Consider the following 14,394-nt stretch of genomic DNA (forward strand, 5'->3'; position numbering starts at 1 on the left):
GGTCAGGCGTCGGCGGGGTCGAAGCCGAGTTCGCGGCTGATCGCCAGCGCCACCGCGCAGACGTCGTCGGTGAGCGTGGTCATGCGGTCGTCGCTCATATATTGCGCGGCGCTCGACACGCTGATCGCGCCGACGATGCGCTTGCCGGCATCGCGGATCGGCGCGGCGACGCAGCGCACTTGATCCTCATTCTCCTCGAGATCGAACGCGCGACCGCGGCTGGCATAGCCGGACATGCGCTCGAACCACAAAGCGGGGTCGACATGCGGTGCGCCGTCGGCCTGGTCGGCGGCGAAACGCTCGCGCCAGTAAGCGGGCGTGTGATCGATGATCAGCGCCTTGCCGAGGCCGGTCGAGGTCAGCCGCTGGCGATCGCCGATCCGGCTCGAGATGGTGATGCGCCGGCGTCCGGGCACCTTGTCGAGATACAGCGCCGAGTCACCATCGAGGATGCCGAGATGGACCGTATCCTCGGTCGCGGCGGAAAGATCCTCGAGATACGGCCGCGCGACCTGGACGAGATCTGCCTGCGCTTGCGCGAGCGTACCGAGCAGCAGCAGTTTCGGCCCGAGGCGATAACCCGCGCGCGGGGTGAAGGCGAGGTAGCCACGATCGACCAGCGCCGACAGCAAGCGGTGCGTCGTGCTCTTGGTAAGGTCGAGCTTGACCGCGAGTTCGCTCAGCGTGAGCACTTCGTGGCTCACCGCTTCGATCAGGTCGAGCCCCCGCATCAGCGTCTGGCTGCCGGCGCCGACGGCTGGCCCTGCGGTTTCGGGCATTTCGGTGTCGATGATGGGGGCGTTCATGTCCATCCCTTAGAATGTCGCGCCGTATGTTGGCAATCGACCAGCCAGTGTCGGTCCAGCGCCCCCGGGAAAAACCGGCTGGCCATCCGTTAGGATAGCCAGCCGCAGGGGGGGAGGGAAGGTGCTTCGCGCAAGCGCTAGAACTTGAGCTGAAGGCCGGCGAACAGCCGCTGGCCAGCGTAATAGGCTTCCGACGTGCCGATCCCCTTCACGAAGGAGCGCGAGTACGCCTTGTTGATGTTCTGCATCTCGACGAACAGGCTGGTGTGATATTTCGGGAAGCGCAGCGTGATCTTCCCGTCGAGATAGCCTTCGCCCTGGCGGTAGATCGGCAAATTGCCGTTGTTCGAATCCGCCGCCGTCACCAGCCAGTCGGAGCGATAATTGTAGCTCAGCCGCGCATTGAGGAAGCCCTTGTCGTAGAAAATGCTGGCGTTGTAGGTCCACTTCGACAGGCCGGGATATTCGAGCAGCGGCTGACCGGTCGCCGAGTTGGTCAGGTTGGTGCGGATCGCCCGCGCGAAGGTGACGTTGGCCGACGCGCCGAAGCCATCGAACGGCTTTGGCAAGAAGGTGAATGCGGTCTGCGCGCTGCCTTCGATGCCGTCGAGCAAGGCGCCGAACCCGTTGATGGGCTGGCGCACGGTATAGAGGACGCCGTCCTTGAACAGATCGACGCCCGAGCGGGTGACGTTCGGCACGACGAAGCTGCTCTCGTACTTCTTGTAATAGCCGACACTGACGAGCGTATCCCGGTTCGGATACCAGGCCATGTTGAGCTCCCACTGATCGGCGCGGTACGGCACCAGATCGGGGTTGCCCGCGGTGCAGGTGTCATCGGCTGCGGCGACGGTGGCGTCATCGGTGCAGGTGATCGTCGCGACCAGATCGGTCGGCTTGGGGCGCGCGAGGTTCTTTGCCCAGTTCGCCCGCAGCACCAGGTTCGGCGTGAATTCGAGCGCCGCGTTGAACGCAGGCAGCACGTCGCCATAGCTGTTCTTGAGCGTCGATTGCTGCGCCTTGAGCACCACCGTCTCGACCGCACCGGTCGGCGTGAAGCGCGTCACGCGGCTGATGTTGACGCCGGTGCCGTCGTCGCGCGTGTAGGTATAGCGTACGCCGGCGTTCCCGGTCAGCCGCATGCCGAACACGCGCGTTTCGAAATTGCCCTTGAGATAGCCCGCGGCGATCTTCTCGTTGATCGTGTAGGACGGGATCTGCGGCAGGCCATTGGCGGCAAGCGTCAGATCCTGGTCGAACCCCGACAGATCGTAATATTTGGAAATCTCGCCGGCATTGAAATTGGCAAAGGCGATCCGGTCGGGAATCCCGCCGGGGGCGCCGCGCAGCCCGGTGAACAGCGGCGCGCCGCCGCTGGTGACGCCGAGCGCGTTGATGAGCGACGCGTATTCGGCCTGTGTCAGCTGGTTGGTGTAGGTGCCGTTGCCCGTCTTCGTCGTGCGCGCGGTGACCGCCGAGACGATGTTGGTCGAATAGGAGACGTTCGCGGTGTCCTGATAGACTTGCGGCGTCACACCGACCGCGGTCAGCAAGCGCGAGCCGCCGCCATTGTACGACACATAGTCCTGGTCGCGATATTGGCCGCCATATTCGATGGTCTTGAGCGGCCCGAAATCGACCTCCCAATCGACGTCGAGCTTGGCTTGCTTCTCGCTGTTCGAGGTCTGCGTCGGACGATACTGCACCGTCGGCCCCGATTGCGCGACGTTACCGGGACGCGTGAGATCGGTGTAGATGCCCGGGTCGGCCGGATTGACGCTGCTCGGATAGGTGAACACCGGGATGCCGAGCGCGTTCGACGTATCGACGTTCACGCCGGAGATGCCGGTGTTGATCGAGATCAGATTGGTTTCGCCGACCGTCTTGGCCTTGGCATAGGACACCATGCCCTTGACCTTGAAACGATCGAGATTCCAGTCGAAGCCGCCCTGGAAATATTGCGACTTCTGGTCGTACTGGAAATCGCGCCGCTGCACGCCGAGGATATTGCTCGAGCCGCTGGTGACCGTGCTGCTGACCGCGACCGAATTGAGCGCGGTGGTGTAGCCCGTTACGACATGGTCGGGATTGATCGTCGCGGTGCCGAGCTTGACCTGCTGGGTCGAGCTGGTGCCGAGCACCGGGTCGAGCTGGTAGCGTTGGACCCGGCCCATATCGAGCGAGTAATTGGTGTCGAACAGCCGCTGGTCGCGGTTGTTGATCTGCGCTTCGGCATAAGCGCGGAAATTGTGCGCGAGCTCATATTGTACCGTGAAGTCGCCCGACAGGCGCTTGTCGCGGCGGACGAGGTTGCGGTAGCGCGGCACGGTCGGCGCCCAGTCGAAGAACTGGTTTTCGCACGCCGCACGCCGCGTCGCGAAGGTCTGGGTCGAGGTGGTGCCGACGTTGCCGCAGCTCGCATAGGTCGGAAAGGCCGAATAGGCGGCGTTGGCGACCGTCGGCTTGTCCGAATGGTCGAAGTCCGCAAGGCGGTTATAGTTGGTGTTGCTGGCGTAGTCCTGCCGCGTCGACTTGTCGTCATAGGTGACGTTGAGCAGGACGCCGAGACCATCCATCAGGAACCGCGGCGTGCCGAGCACGAGCGTGCCACGCGGACGCCAGTCCTGCGTCGTCTCGAGATGCTGCGCCGACACGACGACGCTGCCGAGCGCCTTCTTCAATTCAAGCGGCTTGCGCGTTTCGACCAGCACGGTGCCGCCAAGACCGCCTTCGGTCAAATCGGCGGCATAGCCCTTGAAGACGTCGATCGACTTGACGAGTTCTGTCGCGAGTTCACGGAAATCGCCGGCGCGGCTGCCGCCGGCCGAGACCTGGCTGACGCCGTTGATCTCGACGCGATTGAGATCGGGCTCGACGCCGCGGATCGACACCTGCGTCCCTTCGCCGAAATCGCGGCTGAGCTGGACGCCGGTGATATGCGACAGCGAGTCGCCGACATTCTTGTCTGGGAAGCTGGCAATGTCGTCGGCGACGATCGAGTCGACGATCGTGCCGGCGTTGCGCTTGCGGTTGATCGCCGACTGGAGCGAAGCGCGGGTGCCGACGACGACGATGTCCTGCGCGGTCGCGACGTCGGGGCTGGTGCGTCCGGCGTTCTGCGGCTCGTCCTGCGCGGATTGCGACTCGGCCGGCGGCGACACGTCACCCGAAGCGCGGTCGCGCGTGGCCGGCTCGACCGTGGCGGAAGAGGGCGCAATGGCCTGGTCGTTCTGTGGCGCGGTCTGTGGCTGCGGCTGGACCGCGGGGTTGGGCGTTGTGGACCGCGGCTGAGCAGTCTGTGCTTGGGCGATCGCGGGCAGGACGCAGCCAAGCGTCAATGCGAGGACCGAGGTCGTGCGGAAAAGCTGCCGACGCGGTGCCGAACGAATAATGGTCATGAAATTCCTCCCCCTGGGGCGTCCTGGCTTTTCGAACCATTCGGACGTCCTGCTATGATCTGATTCTGCTTCAGCTATGCCGCGCGCTGTCGTGACGGCGCGGATCGAACCGGCGTTCATGCATGCGTTGGCCGTTTCACGTCATCCCCCTCGTAGTGCAGCGCGGTTCGTGCCAGCGCCATCGACTTCGTTCTGTAACATCCACATTGTGGATCGCTGTTCCGTTCTATGTTGCCATTTGGTGAAATGCAATCATAATTGTTGAGATATGGCGAGGCTGACCGTCGCCACGGGAGAGACAGGATGATCCGGATGCGCAGCTACTTTTGGGCGAGCGTCGCGCTCGGTGCCGTGGCGGCATCAGCAGCAGCGGCTCCGCCGCCGCGTGCGATCGAGACGCTCGATCGCGGGCTCGTCGCGACGCCAGCAAAGGGTGGCGGCTGGCTGGTGAGCTGGCGTTTGCTGGCGAGCGATCCGCGCGCGACCGCGTTCGACGTCTATCGCGATGGTCGCAAGATCACGCCGCGCCCGGTCACCGACGCCACCGCTTTCGTCGATCCGCAGGGGAGTGCCGACGCGCGCTACACGCTGTCAGTCGCGAACGGCGCTCCTGAAAAGCGGTCCGCCCTGATGGCGCCCAACGGCTATCTGTCGATCCCGCTGACCCCGCCGCCGGGCGGTACGACCCCCGCTGGCGAGGCGTACAGCTACACCGCCAACGATGCCGGCGTCGGCGATCTCGACGGTGACGGCCGCTATGAGATCGTGCTCAAATGGGATCCGACCAACAGCCACGACAACAGCCAGGCGGGCTATACCGGCGACGTGTTCGTCGATGCCTATACGCTCGAGGGCAAGCGGCTGTGGCGGATCGACCTCGGCAAAAACATCCGCGCGGGCGCGCATTACACGCAGTTCCAGATCGCCGACTATGACGGCGACGGTCGCGCCGAGATCGCGATGAAGACCGCCGACGGGACCGTCGACGGCACCGGCACGGTGATCGGCGACGCCACGGCCGACTGGCGCGAGCATGGCGGCGAAGTGCCGCAGCCCGACCGGACCGGCGCGAAGGTGCTTGCCGACGGCAGCAAGGTCGCGCCGCTGATCGGACGGATCCTCAAGGGGCCCGAATATCTCACCGTGTTCGACGGCCGCAGCGGCCGCGCGCTCGACACCAAGCCCTATGATCCGCCGCGCTATCCCGGCGGTAACCCCACCTTCGAGCAGCTGCGCGACACGTGGGGCGACGGCTATGTCAACCGCGCCGACCGCTTCCTCGCGGGCACCGCCTATCTCGACGGGCAGCATCCGAGCATGGTGTTCGGCCGCGGCTATTATGCGCGCACCGTCGTCGCCACCTGGGATTTCCGCGCGGGCAAGCTGGTCAAGCGCTGGACCTTCGATTCCTCCGCACCGGGCAATGGCGACTATGCCGATCGCGGCAATCACCAGCTCAGCATCGCCGATGTCGACGGCGACGGGCGCGACGAGGTGATCTACGGATCGATGGCGCTCGACGATGACGGCAAGGGGCTGTGGACCGATCCGCTGTTCCACGGCGATGCGATGCACGTCGCCGATCTCGACCCGATGCGGCCGGGACTCGAAAAATGGGGCGTGCACGAGCAGGTGAAGACCAATGGCGGGATCGGCTCGGCGCTGCTCGACGCGCGGACCGGGCAAGTGCTGTGGACCAAGCCCGCCGACACCGACACCGGTCGCGGGCTCGCCGCCGATATCGACCCACGGCATGTCGGTGCCGAACTGTGGGGCTCGAACAGTCGCGACCTGTTCGACGTGAAGGGCAATGCGATCGGCTCGGCACCGCGCCAGACCAACTTCGCGCTCTATTGGGATGGCGACCTGCTGCAGGAGCTGCTCGACAAGACGACGATCAGCAAATGGGACTGGAAGACCGCCACAGCCGTCCCGCTGCTGTCGCCCGAGGGGCTCGCGTCGAACAACGGGACCAAGGCAACCCCGGCGCTGCAGGCCGACCTATTGGGCGACTGGCGCGAGGAAGTGGTGTGGCGCACCGCCGACAATCGCGCATTGCGGATCTACGTCACGCCCTATCCGACCACGCACCGGCTGGTCACGCTGAAGCAGGATCCGGTCTATCGCGCCGGGGTGGCGTGGCAGAACACGGCGTATAACCAGCCGCCGCACCTCGGCTATTTCCCCGGCAGCCTGACCGCGTCCGAAACGGCGGAGTAAGCCGGGGAGCGTCCGGCGCGGCGTCACGCCCGCCGGACGCGCTACCGCGCCTTGTCCGTCGCGACGGCGTAGATCGCCGCCTTGCCCTCGATATTGGCGCGGAAGAACAGCCAGCGGCCATCGGGCGAGAAGCGCCCGTTGGGCTCGAGCTTGTAATCCTGCCTGGCGAGATCGACGAGCTTCTCGGTCGCGAAGGTACCCGGCGCGATCAGTGCACCGGCATTGTCGGCATGGATGCCCGCAACGTCGGGGATCGCGCGCGGGCGGAACAGGTACATATATTTGCCGTCGGGCGCGTGCGCGACCATCTCGGGGTCGCCGCCATCGCCCGAGAACAGCGTCTGGTCGGCAGAGACGTTGTAATGCACCGACCATTCGTTGCGCTCGAGATGGAACCAGCGGCGCTTGGCGCTGGCGACGTCATAGCCCGCGAGCCAGAAATCCTCGCCGCGCGGGGTCTGCAGATCGTACCAGATCGTCTTGCCGTCGGGCGACCAGAATTCGTGGCCGGCAATCTCCATGTTCATCGTGCGCGTGTGGATCTTGGTGTTGTGGTTGCCGTCGGTGTGGACGGTCCAGATGCGGTCGACCTTGTGCCACGGGCCTTCGTGGCAATACATCAGCAGCGTCGGATCGGTCGGCGAGAATTGCAAATGGTTGAGCCAGTCGGTCGCGGTGACGATCGTGCGGCGCGCGCCGGTCTTCACGTCGAGCGTGAAGATCTCCATCGGGATTTTCGCCTCGAGCCGATCGTTGAGCCGCACCTCCTTGGCCTCGGCATAGGGTAGCGGCTTGCCGTCGGGGCCGTTGGCGGCATAGGCGGCCTGGTCGGTGCGCGGGTCGCGACCGGCGGTGCCGGGCTGGAGTTCGACGGGGCGCGTGGTGAACTGCCCGGCGAGCAGCGTTTCGTCGGCGTTGATCGTGTCGATCTGGCTGCCGCGCGGCACCTCGGCGATCTTGCGCACCACGCCCGTATCGATGTCGGCGGCCGAGATGGTGACCGGTGCATCGGGTTTGCTGCGGTCGGTCTCGGAGAAATAGGCGATGCGCGTCTTGTGGCCGGCGAACAGCAAGCGGACGCCGCGCCGCTTGAGCACGGTGCGCAGCGTCCACGTCTTGAGGTCCATCGCCTGGATGCCCTCGGTGGTCGAGAAGAGCATCGTGTCGCCGTTGGGCGTGTAGGCGTTGTAGTTGAAGTATAGCGCGTAGTTGCCGGGTGCATCGGTGATGCGGACGATCTTGTGGCCGGTCTTGGCATCGACCCAGCTCTTCATGTCGGCGGTCTGCGCGGCGGCGGGCGCGGCGAGCAGGACGAGCGGCAGGAGCGCCGCGACGGTGATACGCATGGTCATTTCCTTGGTCGTGGCGTCGGGTCAGGCGGGCCAGCCATGATCCCCGGCCCAGTCGGCGAACATCTGCTGCCAGGGGACGATCGTCCCGTCGCGACGCTTGGCGGGTGGACCGTGCCCGCCTTTTTCGAACACCATCAGTGAGGCCGGGACCTTCGCTGTGTGGAGCGCCTCGATCATCAGCAGGCTGTTCTGGAAGGGGACGACAGGATCGTCGGCGTTGCACGCGATGAAGGTCGGCGGCATGTCGGCGGGCAAGTCGACCTGCGCCGAATAGCGGCGCTGGAAGTCGAGGCTGGCGGCGTTGGCGCCGAGCAATTCGCGGCGCGACTGCGCGTGGACACCTTCGTCGAACATGGTGATGACGGGGTAGAACAGCCCGGCGACGGTCGGCGTCGCCGACAGCCGGTCCGCGGCGTCCTGCGGATCGTAGACCGCGAGCGTCGAGCGCGCCGCGAGCTTCGCGGCGACATGGCCGCCCGCCGAAAAGCCGGTGATCGCGACGCGCGCGGGATCGACCGTCCAGCGCGTGCCGGCGCCCGCGCGGATCACGCGCATCGCGCGCTGCGCATCCTGCAACGCGACGTCGGGCCCCGCTGCCCAGCCGTCGTGCGGCAGCCGGTAGAGCAGTTCGAACGCGGTCACGCCGCGATCGGCGAACCATTGCGAGATCGCGCCGGGATTGCGCCCGACCGCGACGCGGACATAGCCGCCGCCGGGGCAGATCAGCACCGCGGCGCCGTTCGGCCGGGCAGGCTTGAGCACGGTGAGCATCGGCGTCGCGACATGCGGCCAGGCGATGTCGTCGGCGCCGCCCGTGGGGGAACGCTTGACCCAGGCGTCGGTCACCGTGGTCTGCGGGGCGCCCGGCGGCGTCTTCGGCCAGAGCGGAAAGCGCTCGGCCGTGCCGCTGCCGGCGCGCCCGCCCGCGCCGACACCGGGATCCTGCGCGAAGGCGGGAAGGGGAAGGCTCGCGGCGAGCCCGCAGGCGAGGAAGGTGCGGCGTGAGGTCATGTCAGCTTCCGTCGGGTCGGGTGGTGTCGTGGGCGATGCTGGGCGCGAGGCGGAACGTCGCGGGATCGGGCGGCTGCGCCGGATCGAACGCCCGCAGATCGGGCGCGAGATGCGCGGCGAGCGGCAGCCCGGCGTCGGCAATGCCCTTGGCGACACTGCGCGCGAGCACCCACGCGCCGTAATTGTCGTGATGCGTCGCGTCCTTGCCGCCATCGTTGAACGCCAGCGGCGCGCGTTTCGGCCCGAGCGCTTCGTAGAAGGCGATGCTCGCGGCGTTGAGATCGATCACCGCAACCTGCTGCTCGGCGCCGACCGCCTTTACCGCCGCGACATAGTCGGCGAGCGTCGACGTGATCTTGGTGCCGTTCCACATCCGGCGATCGGGCGAGGTGACGAGCACCGGCGTGACGCCGCGGCGGCGGAACTCGGCGGTCCAGGTGCGCAGATAGGCGCGATAGGTCGTCTCGGCCGCAGCATAGGTCTGCGGCCAGTTCGCCTTCTGGTCGTTATGGCCGAACTGGATGATCGCCCAGTCGCCGGGCTTCACCGACTCGAGCACCTTGGCGAAGCGCAATTCGGCGATGAACGATTTGAGCGTCTCGCCGCTTTCGGCGTGGTTGGCGACCGCGATGTCGGGTTTGAAGAAAGCGGGCAGCATCTGCCCCCAACTCGCGGCGGGTTCGGCGCCCTGGTCGGTGACGGTCGAATCGCCGAGCAGGAAGACGGTCGGCACTTGCACCGGAGCGATCGAAATCGCGGTGACGCCGGGGCGATCGCCGAGGATCTCGAGCGTGAGCTTGTCGTCCCAGCTGAACGAGCCCCGCTCGCGCGGCTTGAGGAGCACCGCACTGCCGCCGGGCGCGTTGAGCGGCGGGGGGACGAGCGCGGCATTGCGGACATTGACGACGAAGCTGCGCGTGATGCTGCGCCCGGCGGGCACGCGGACCGCATCGAGCATCAATCGGCGCGACTCCGCCTTGATCGTCGTCTCGGTCGCCTGTCTGGGCAGGCCGAGCGTGACGGTGACCTTGTAGTTGCCCGGCGTGGCAGCGACCGAGAACAACCGCGTCGAGCCGGGTTCATAGCCGACGCCGTCGGCATAAGCGTGATCGGGAGCGACGGGCGTCGCGCCGGGTGCCGCGTTGCCCGCGAGCGTGAAGTTGCGCGTCTGCGCGTGCGCGGGAAGCGCCACGGCGAGGCTCAGCGCGAGACCGGCGATCAGGCGCAAGACGGGCCGCCGGCGGGCGTCGTGCGTGTCAGCGCCGGGACGTGCGGCGTGACGTAGCGCGACACCGGCAGCTTGAGCGCGCGCAGCTCGAACGCGACGAGGTCGGCGACATGGCGCGCGCCGAGTTCGCTGAAATGGGTGTTGTCGTGCACGCCATTGGGATAGCCCGGCGCCCCGGCGCTGCCGTCATAATGCAGGTAATAGGCCGCTGCCGCCTGTTCGCCGAGCGCCTGCACCATCGCCTCGGACAGCTTGCCGAGATCGATCAGCGGCGTGTGCGTGTCGCGCGCGACCTGGCGCGCGGCGTTGGCGTAGAGCGGATAGGTCTGCTGCTCGATCCCGTCCTTGAAGTCGCGGCGCGCGACGGGGGTGAGGATCACCGCCTTTGCCCCGGCCGTCTTCGCTACGGCGAGGAAGCGGTGGAGATTGGCGATGTACTGGTCGACCGTGGTGTAGCGTTCGGGCTTGTCGGCGCTCTGATCGTTATGCCCGAACTGGATCATCAGCGTGTCGCCCTTCCGAAGATCGGCCGCGATCGTGTCGAGCCGGCCTTCGCGGATGAAGCTGTTCGTGCTGCGCCCGCCGATCGCTCGGTTCTCGAGCGTGACATTGGGCGCGAGCGCGCAGCGTAGCATCGTCCCCCAGCCCGATTGCGGATATTTTTCGGGCTTATAATCCTGCGCGGTGGAATCGCTGGCGATGAAGATGCGCAGCGGCGGCGGCGCTTTGGCGCCGATCGCTGGCACGGTGACGATGGCCAGCAATGTGCTCAGCAGGATTTTCGCCTTCATGGCATCCTCTCTTTTCTTTGTGTCCCGCATCATGCGATTTGATTCCATAAATCGCAACATCTCATATCGGCTGACGTCGAGCAGAAGTTTCCACAATATGACCATTGATTATAGATTACGGGAATAGCTTGGCAACGCACCCTGTGTCGGCCTATGCTGACGCAAACGCTGAACAGAGGCGGGGAGAGGGTATGCAGAGCGTAAAGCTCCTCGGCAGCATCGCCGCGCTGACGCTGCTCGGCGCCTCGCCACAGGCGTCGCTCGACGGCTGGCGGGTCGAGGCCGAGTCGCCGGCTGCGCGGGTCACCGAAGCCGACGGCGTTATCGACATCGACACGCCCAAGGGTCTGACCCTGTGGTCGACCACGCCGATCACCGCGCCGACGACGATCACCTTCGAAGCGACGGCGGTGTCCGCCGGCGGTGCCAATGACCAGGTCAGCGACCTCAACGCCTTATGGATGGCGAACAACCGCGACGGATCGTCGGTGCTGACCACGCCGCGCTCGGGCGCGTTCGCCGGCTATGACGACCTCATCACCTATTATGTCGGGATCGGCGGCAACCGGAACAGTACGACGCGCTTCCGCCGCTATATCGGCGTGCCCGGCAACCGTCCGATCCTGCCCGAGCATGACAAGGCCGCGCCCGCCGACATGCTCGTCGCCAATCGCTGGACGCGGATCGCGCTGATCGCCGACGGCCGCACAGTCGCGGTCGAGCGAGACGGGAAGCGGCTGTTCACGCTCGACGACACCCAACCCTATACGCGCGGCCATTGGGGCCTGCGCACCACGTGGAGCCACCTGCGCATCCGGCGCGTGTCGGTGACGCACCGTTGATGGAGAGAGACATGCTCAATCGCCGCGAGACGCTCAAGGCGGCTTTGCTCGGGAGCGGCGTCGCGCTGCTGCCGGCGCGGTTGGGCGCTGCCCCGGTCGCGGCGTTTCAGTCGGCGCCGGTGCGCTGGATCGACGGCGCGGCGCCCGCGCTCCAGCCTGGGCAGACGTTCGGCGTCGCCTGGCCACGCGGCGCGGTCAAGCGCGGTACGGCGCTGAGTGTGACGGCGCGTGACGGCACGCCGGTCCCGTCGCAAGGCTGGACCACCGCGAGCTGGCCCGACGGCTCGATCAAGTGGAGCGCGCACGCGATCCCCGCCGACATCGCGCCCGACGGCTTGAGCGTCACGCGCGGCCGCCCCGCGATGCCAGCCCGCCCCGTCCGCGTGACCGAGAGCGTCGATGCGGTGACGATCAGCGTCGGCGATCTGCAATGGCGCATCGGCAAATCGGGTGCGGCGCTGGTGCAGCAAGCGAGCGTCGCCGGCCGCGCGGTGCTCGGCCCGGTCACCCTCATCGGTGCCGCGCGCACCGAGCCGCTCCACGGCGCCGACCTGCCCTTCGCGGGACAGATCGAGCGCGTCACCGTCGAGCAGACCGGGCCGGTGCGCGCGGTCGTGAAGATCGAGGGCGCGCACGTGTCGGGCGAGCGCCGCTGGCTGCCGTTCGTCGTCCGGCTCTATGCCTATGCCGGGTCGAGCGGGTTGCGGATGGTCCACAGCGTCGTGTTCGACGGCACCGCGTCGAAGGATTTCATCTCGGCGCTGGGCGTGCGCGCGAGCGTGCCGGTGAAGGACGCCGCGCTCCACGATCGCCACGTGCGCTTCGCCACCGACGCGCAATTCTTCGCCGAAGGGGTGCGCCCGCTGACCGGGTTGCGGCGCGATCCCGGAATGGCGTTCAAGGCGGCACAGGTCGCCGGCCGCGCGGTGCCGCCGCTCGACACGATGGCCAAGGCGGTGCGCGCGACGCTCGAGCGGATCCCCGCATGGGGCGACTTCCGGCTCGAGCAGCCGACCGCCAATGGCTGGGCGATCACCAAGCGCACCGCGCCCGAGCAGGGCTGGATCGACGCCGACGAAGGGCGTCGCGCGCCGGGGCTGGCGTATGTCGGCTCGCCGCAGGGCGGCGCGGCGCTCGGCGTGCGCTATTTCTGGCAGCGGCATCCGACCGCGCTGCACATCGATGGCGCGACCGGCGACGCCGCCGCGCTGACGGCGTGGCTGTGGTCGCTCGAGGCGGCGGCGATGGACATGCGACCGTATCACGGCACGATGGGGATGGAGCGCTTCGATGCGCAGAACGAAGGCCTGTCGGTCACTTACGAGGATTACGAGCCCGGCTGGGACGATGCCGCGGGGATCGCGCGGACCAGCGAGCTGATGCTGTGGGCGTTCCCCTCAACGCCCGACAGCGCACTGCTGCAGGGGCTCGCGACGATGCAGGCCGCGCCGCCGCAGTTGATGGTCGCCCCCGCGCACCTCCACGCCGCACAAGTGTTCGGCGACTGGGGCCTGCCCGATCGGTCGACCCCCAACCGCGCAGCGATCGAGAACCAGTTGAGCAACCTCGTCGATTTCTACGCGGGCGAAGTCGATCGCCGCGCCTGGTACGGTTTCTGGAACCATGGCGACGTGATGCATACCTATGACAGCGACCGGCATCGCTGGCGTTACGACATTGGCGGCTTTGCGTGGGACAATAGCGAACTCTCGCCTGATCTGTGGCTGTGGTACCAGGTGCTGCGTACCGGCGATGCGAAGACCTGGCGCTTCGCCGAGGCGATGACGCGGCATACCGGCGAGGTCGACGTCTATCATAGCGGCCGCTTCAAGGGGATGGGGACGCGCCACGGCGTGCAGCATTGGAGCGACAGCTCGAAACAGCCGCGCGTCAGCAATGCGAGCTATCGCCGGCCGTTCTACTACCTCACCGCCGACGAGCGGGTCGGCGACCTGCTCCACGATCTGATCACCTCGGACCAGACGCTGACCACGGTCGAGATCGGCCGCAAGGTGCCGAACGCCGCGAAGAAGCCCGCGCTGCCGGCGGGGACGATCGAGATGACCTTCGGCACCACTTGGTGCCCGCTCGCCGCGGCGTGGCTGACCGAATGGGAGCGGACCGGCGACGTGCGCTGGCGCGATCGCGTAACGGCGGGGCTCGACAGCATCGGGCGGCTGCCCAAGGGCTGGATGACGGGGAGCGCGCCCTTCGACCTGGCGAGCGGACGCTTTCTCGACCAGGGGCGCGGCATCCAGTTCTCGCATCTCAACGCCGTGTTCGGCGCGGTCGAGGTGAGTTCGGAGCTGATCCGCCTGCTCGACGTGCCGCGCTACCGTGCCGCATGGCTCGACTATTGCCGCTGGTACAATGCGCCGCAGGGCGCGTATCTCGCCAAGTTCGGCGCACCGTTGGGCCCGCGCAACCTGCGCGAGGGGCATTCGCGGCTCACCGCTTATGCGGCGTTCGCGGAGAAGGATGCGGCGCTCGCGACGCGCGCCGCAGACGAGTTCCTGTCGGGCGATGCCGGGCTCGGTACCTGGCCATCCGACCCGCGGCATCGCGTCGATGGGGTACTCGAATGGCCGGGCGTTTCGACCAATGCCTCGGCGCAATGGGGCCTCGCGGCGATCCAGAATCTCGCGCTGGTGCCCGAAGCGCTCGACCGCGCGACGATCATCGCCCCGGACGCTCCGGGGCGGCGGCGACAGGGCGATGCCGGGCGCGATTAAGCGAGCCGGGACAC

Annotated in this window: 9 protein-coding genes; 3 read left to right on the forward strand and 6 right to left on the reverse strand. The window is 67.1% G+C overall.

Annotated features, from left to right (window positions below; genetic code table 11):
• Positions 1-2: 2 nt before the first annotated feature.
• Together ACP7C5_RS15835 and ACP7C5_RS15840 are read right to left on the reverse strand one after the other, a co-directional pair.
• A complete protein-coding gene (locus tag ACP7C5_RS15835) occupies positions 3-806 on the reverse strand; it encodes an IclR family transcriptional regulator (protein WP_133190658.1) in 804 nt (267 codons plus the stop codon).
• Positions 807-943: 137 nt separating this feature from the next.
• The gene (locus ACP7C5_RS15840; protein WP_426264963.1) at positions 944-4,204 is read right to left on the reverse strand and encodes a TonB-dependent receptor; all 3,261 of its coding nucleotides are present in this window, start codon (positions 4,202-4,204) and stop codon (positions 944-946) included.
• 312 nt (positions 4,205-4,516) lie between these two features.
• Between ACP7C5_RS15840 and ACP7C5_RS15845 the strand changes: the two genes are divergently transcribed.
• On the forward strand, positions 4,517-6,424 hold the full coding sequence (locus ACP7C5_RS15845) for a rhamnogalacturonan lyase (protein ID WP_426264964.1): 1,908 nt from the start codon (positions 4,517-4,519) through the stop codon (positions 6,422-6,424).
• A 41-nt stretch (positions 6,425-6,465) separates the two neighbouring features.
• Here the strand turns inward: ACP7C5_RS15845 and ACP7C5_RS15850 are convergent, their stop codons facing one another.
• The 4 genes from ACP7C5_RS15850 to ACP7C5_RS15865 are packed head-to-tail and all read right to left on the reverse strand — an operon-like array spanning position 6,466 to position 10,806.
• Complete coding sequence (locus ACP7C5_RS15850) at positions 6,466-7,770, reverse strand: oligogalacturonate lyase family protein (RefSeq protein ID WP_426264965.1); 1,305 nt, start codon at positions 7,768-7,770, stop codon at positions 6,466-6,468.
• Positions 7,771-7,797: 27 nt separating this feature from the next.
• Positions 7,798-8,787: an alpha/beta hydrolase gene (locus ACP7C5_RS15855; RefSeq protein ID WP_426264966.1), complete on the reverse strand. Its 990-nt coding sequence runs from the start codon at positions 8,785-8,787 to the stop codon at positions 7,798-7,800.
• 1 nt (position 8,788) lies between these two features.
• Positions 8,789-10,015, reverse strand: coding sequence for a rhamnogalacturonan acetylesterase (locus ACP7C5_RS15860; RefSeq protein ID WP_426264967.1), 1,227 nt, complete (start codon positions 10,013-10,015; stop codon positions 8,789-8,791).
• Positions 10,006-10,806: a rhamnogalacturonan acetylesterase gene (locus ACP7C5_RS15865; protein ID WP_426264968.1), complete on the reverse strand. Its 801-nt coding sequence runs from the start codon at positions 10,804-10,806 to the stop codon at positions 10,006-10,008. Before ACP7C5_RS15865 ends, ACP7C5_RS15860 begins: the two co-directional genes overlap by 10 nt.
• 191 nt (positions 10,807-10,997) lie before the next feature.
• On the opposite strand from ACP7C5_RS15865, the gene ACP7C5_RS15870 reads away from it, so the two are divergent.
• Together ACP7C5_RS15870 and ACP7C5_RS15875 are read left to right on the forward strand one after the other, a co-directional pair.
• Positions 10,998-11,648 (forward strand): DUF6250 domain-containing protein, encoded by a 651-nt coding sequence (locus tag ACP7C5_RS15870; RefSeq protein WP_426264969.1) that lies wholly within the window; start codon positions 10,998-11,000, stop codon positions 11,646-11,648.
• A gap of 11 nt (positions 11,649-11,659) precedes the next feature.
• Positions 11,660-14,380: a Tat pathway signal sequence domain protein gene (locus tag ACP7C5_RS15875; protein WP_426264970.1), complete on the forward strand. Its 2,721-nt coding sequence runs from the start codon at positions 11,660-11,662 to the stop codon at positions 14,378-14,380.
• The last annotated feature ends 14 nt before the right edge of the window (positions 14,381-14,394 follow it).

This window comes from Sphingomonas sp. PWP1-2 (genome assembly GCF_049898305.1).
Taxonomy (GTDB): domain Bacteria; phylum Pseudomonadota; class Alphaproteobacteria; order Sphingomonadales; family Sphingomonadaceae; genus Sphingomonas; species Sphingomonas glacialis.

Bases quoted from the DNA above. Each gene is read 5' to 3' on its own strand.
- ACP7C5_RS15835 (WP_133190658.1), bottom strand. From the start codon at position 806: ATGAACGCCCCCATCATCGACACCGAAATGCCCGAAACCGCAGGGCCA.
- ACP7C5_RS15870 (WP_426264969.1), top strand. From the start codon at position 10,998: ATGCAGAGCGTAAAGCTCCTCGGCAGCATCGCCGCGCTGACGCTGCTC.
- ACP7C5_RS15875 (WP_426264970.1), top strand. From the start codon at position 11,660: ATGCTCAATCGCCGCGAGACGCTCAAGGCGGCTTTGCTCGGGAGCGGC.
- ACP7C5_RS15855 (WP_426264966.1), bottom strand. From the start codon at position 8,787: ATGACCTCACGCCGCACCTTCCTCGCCTGCGGGCTCGCCGCGAGCCTT.
- ACP7C5_RS15865 (WP_426264968.1), bottom strand. From the start codon at position 10,806: ATGAAGGCGAAAATCCTGCTGAGCACATTGCTGGCCATCGTCACCGTG.
- ACP7C5_RS15840 (WP_426264963.1), bottom strand. From the start codon at position 4,204: ATGACCATTATTCGTTCGGCACCGCGTCGGCAGCTTTTCCGCACGACC.
- ACP7C5_RS15845 (WP_426264964.1), top strand. From the start codon at position 4,517: ATGCGCAGCTACTTTTGGGCGAGCGTCGCGCTCGGTGCCGTGGCGGCA.
- ACP7C5_RS15850 (WP_426264965.1), bottom strand. From the start codon at position 7,770: ATGCGTATCACCGTCGCGGCGCTCCTGCCGCTCGTCCTGCTCGCCGCG.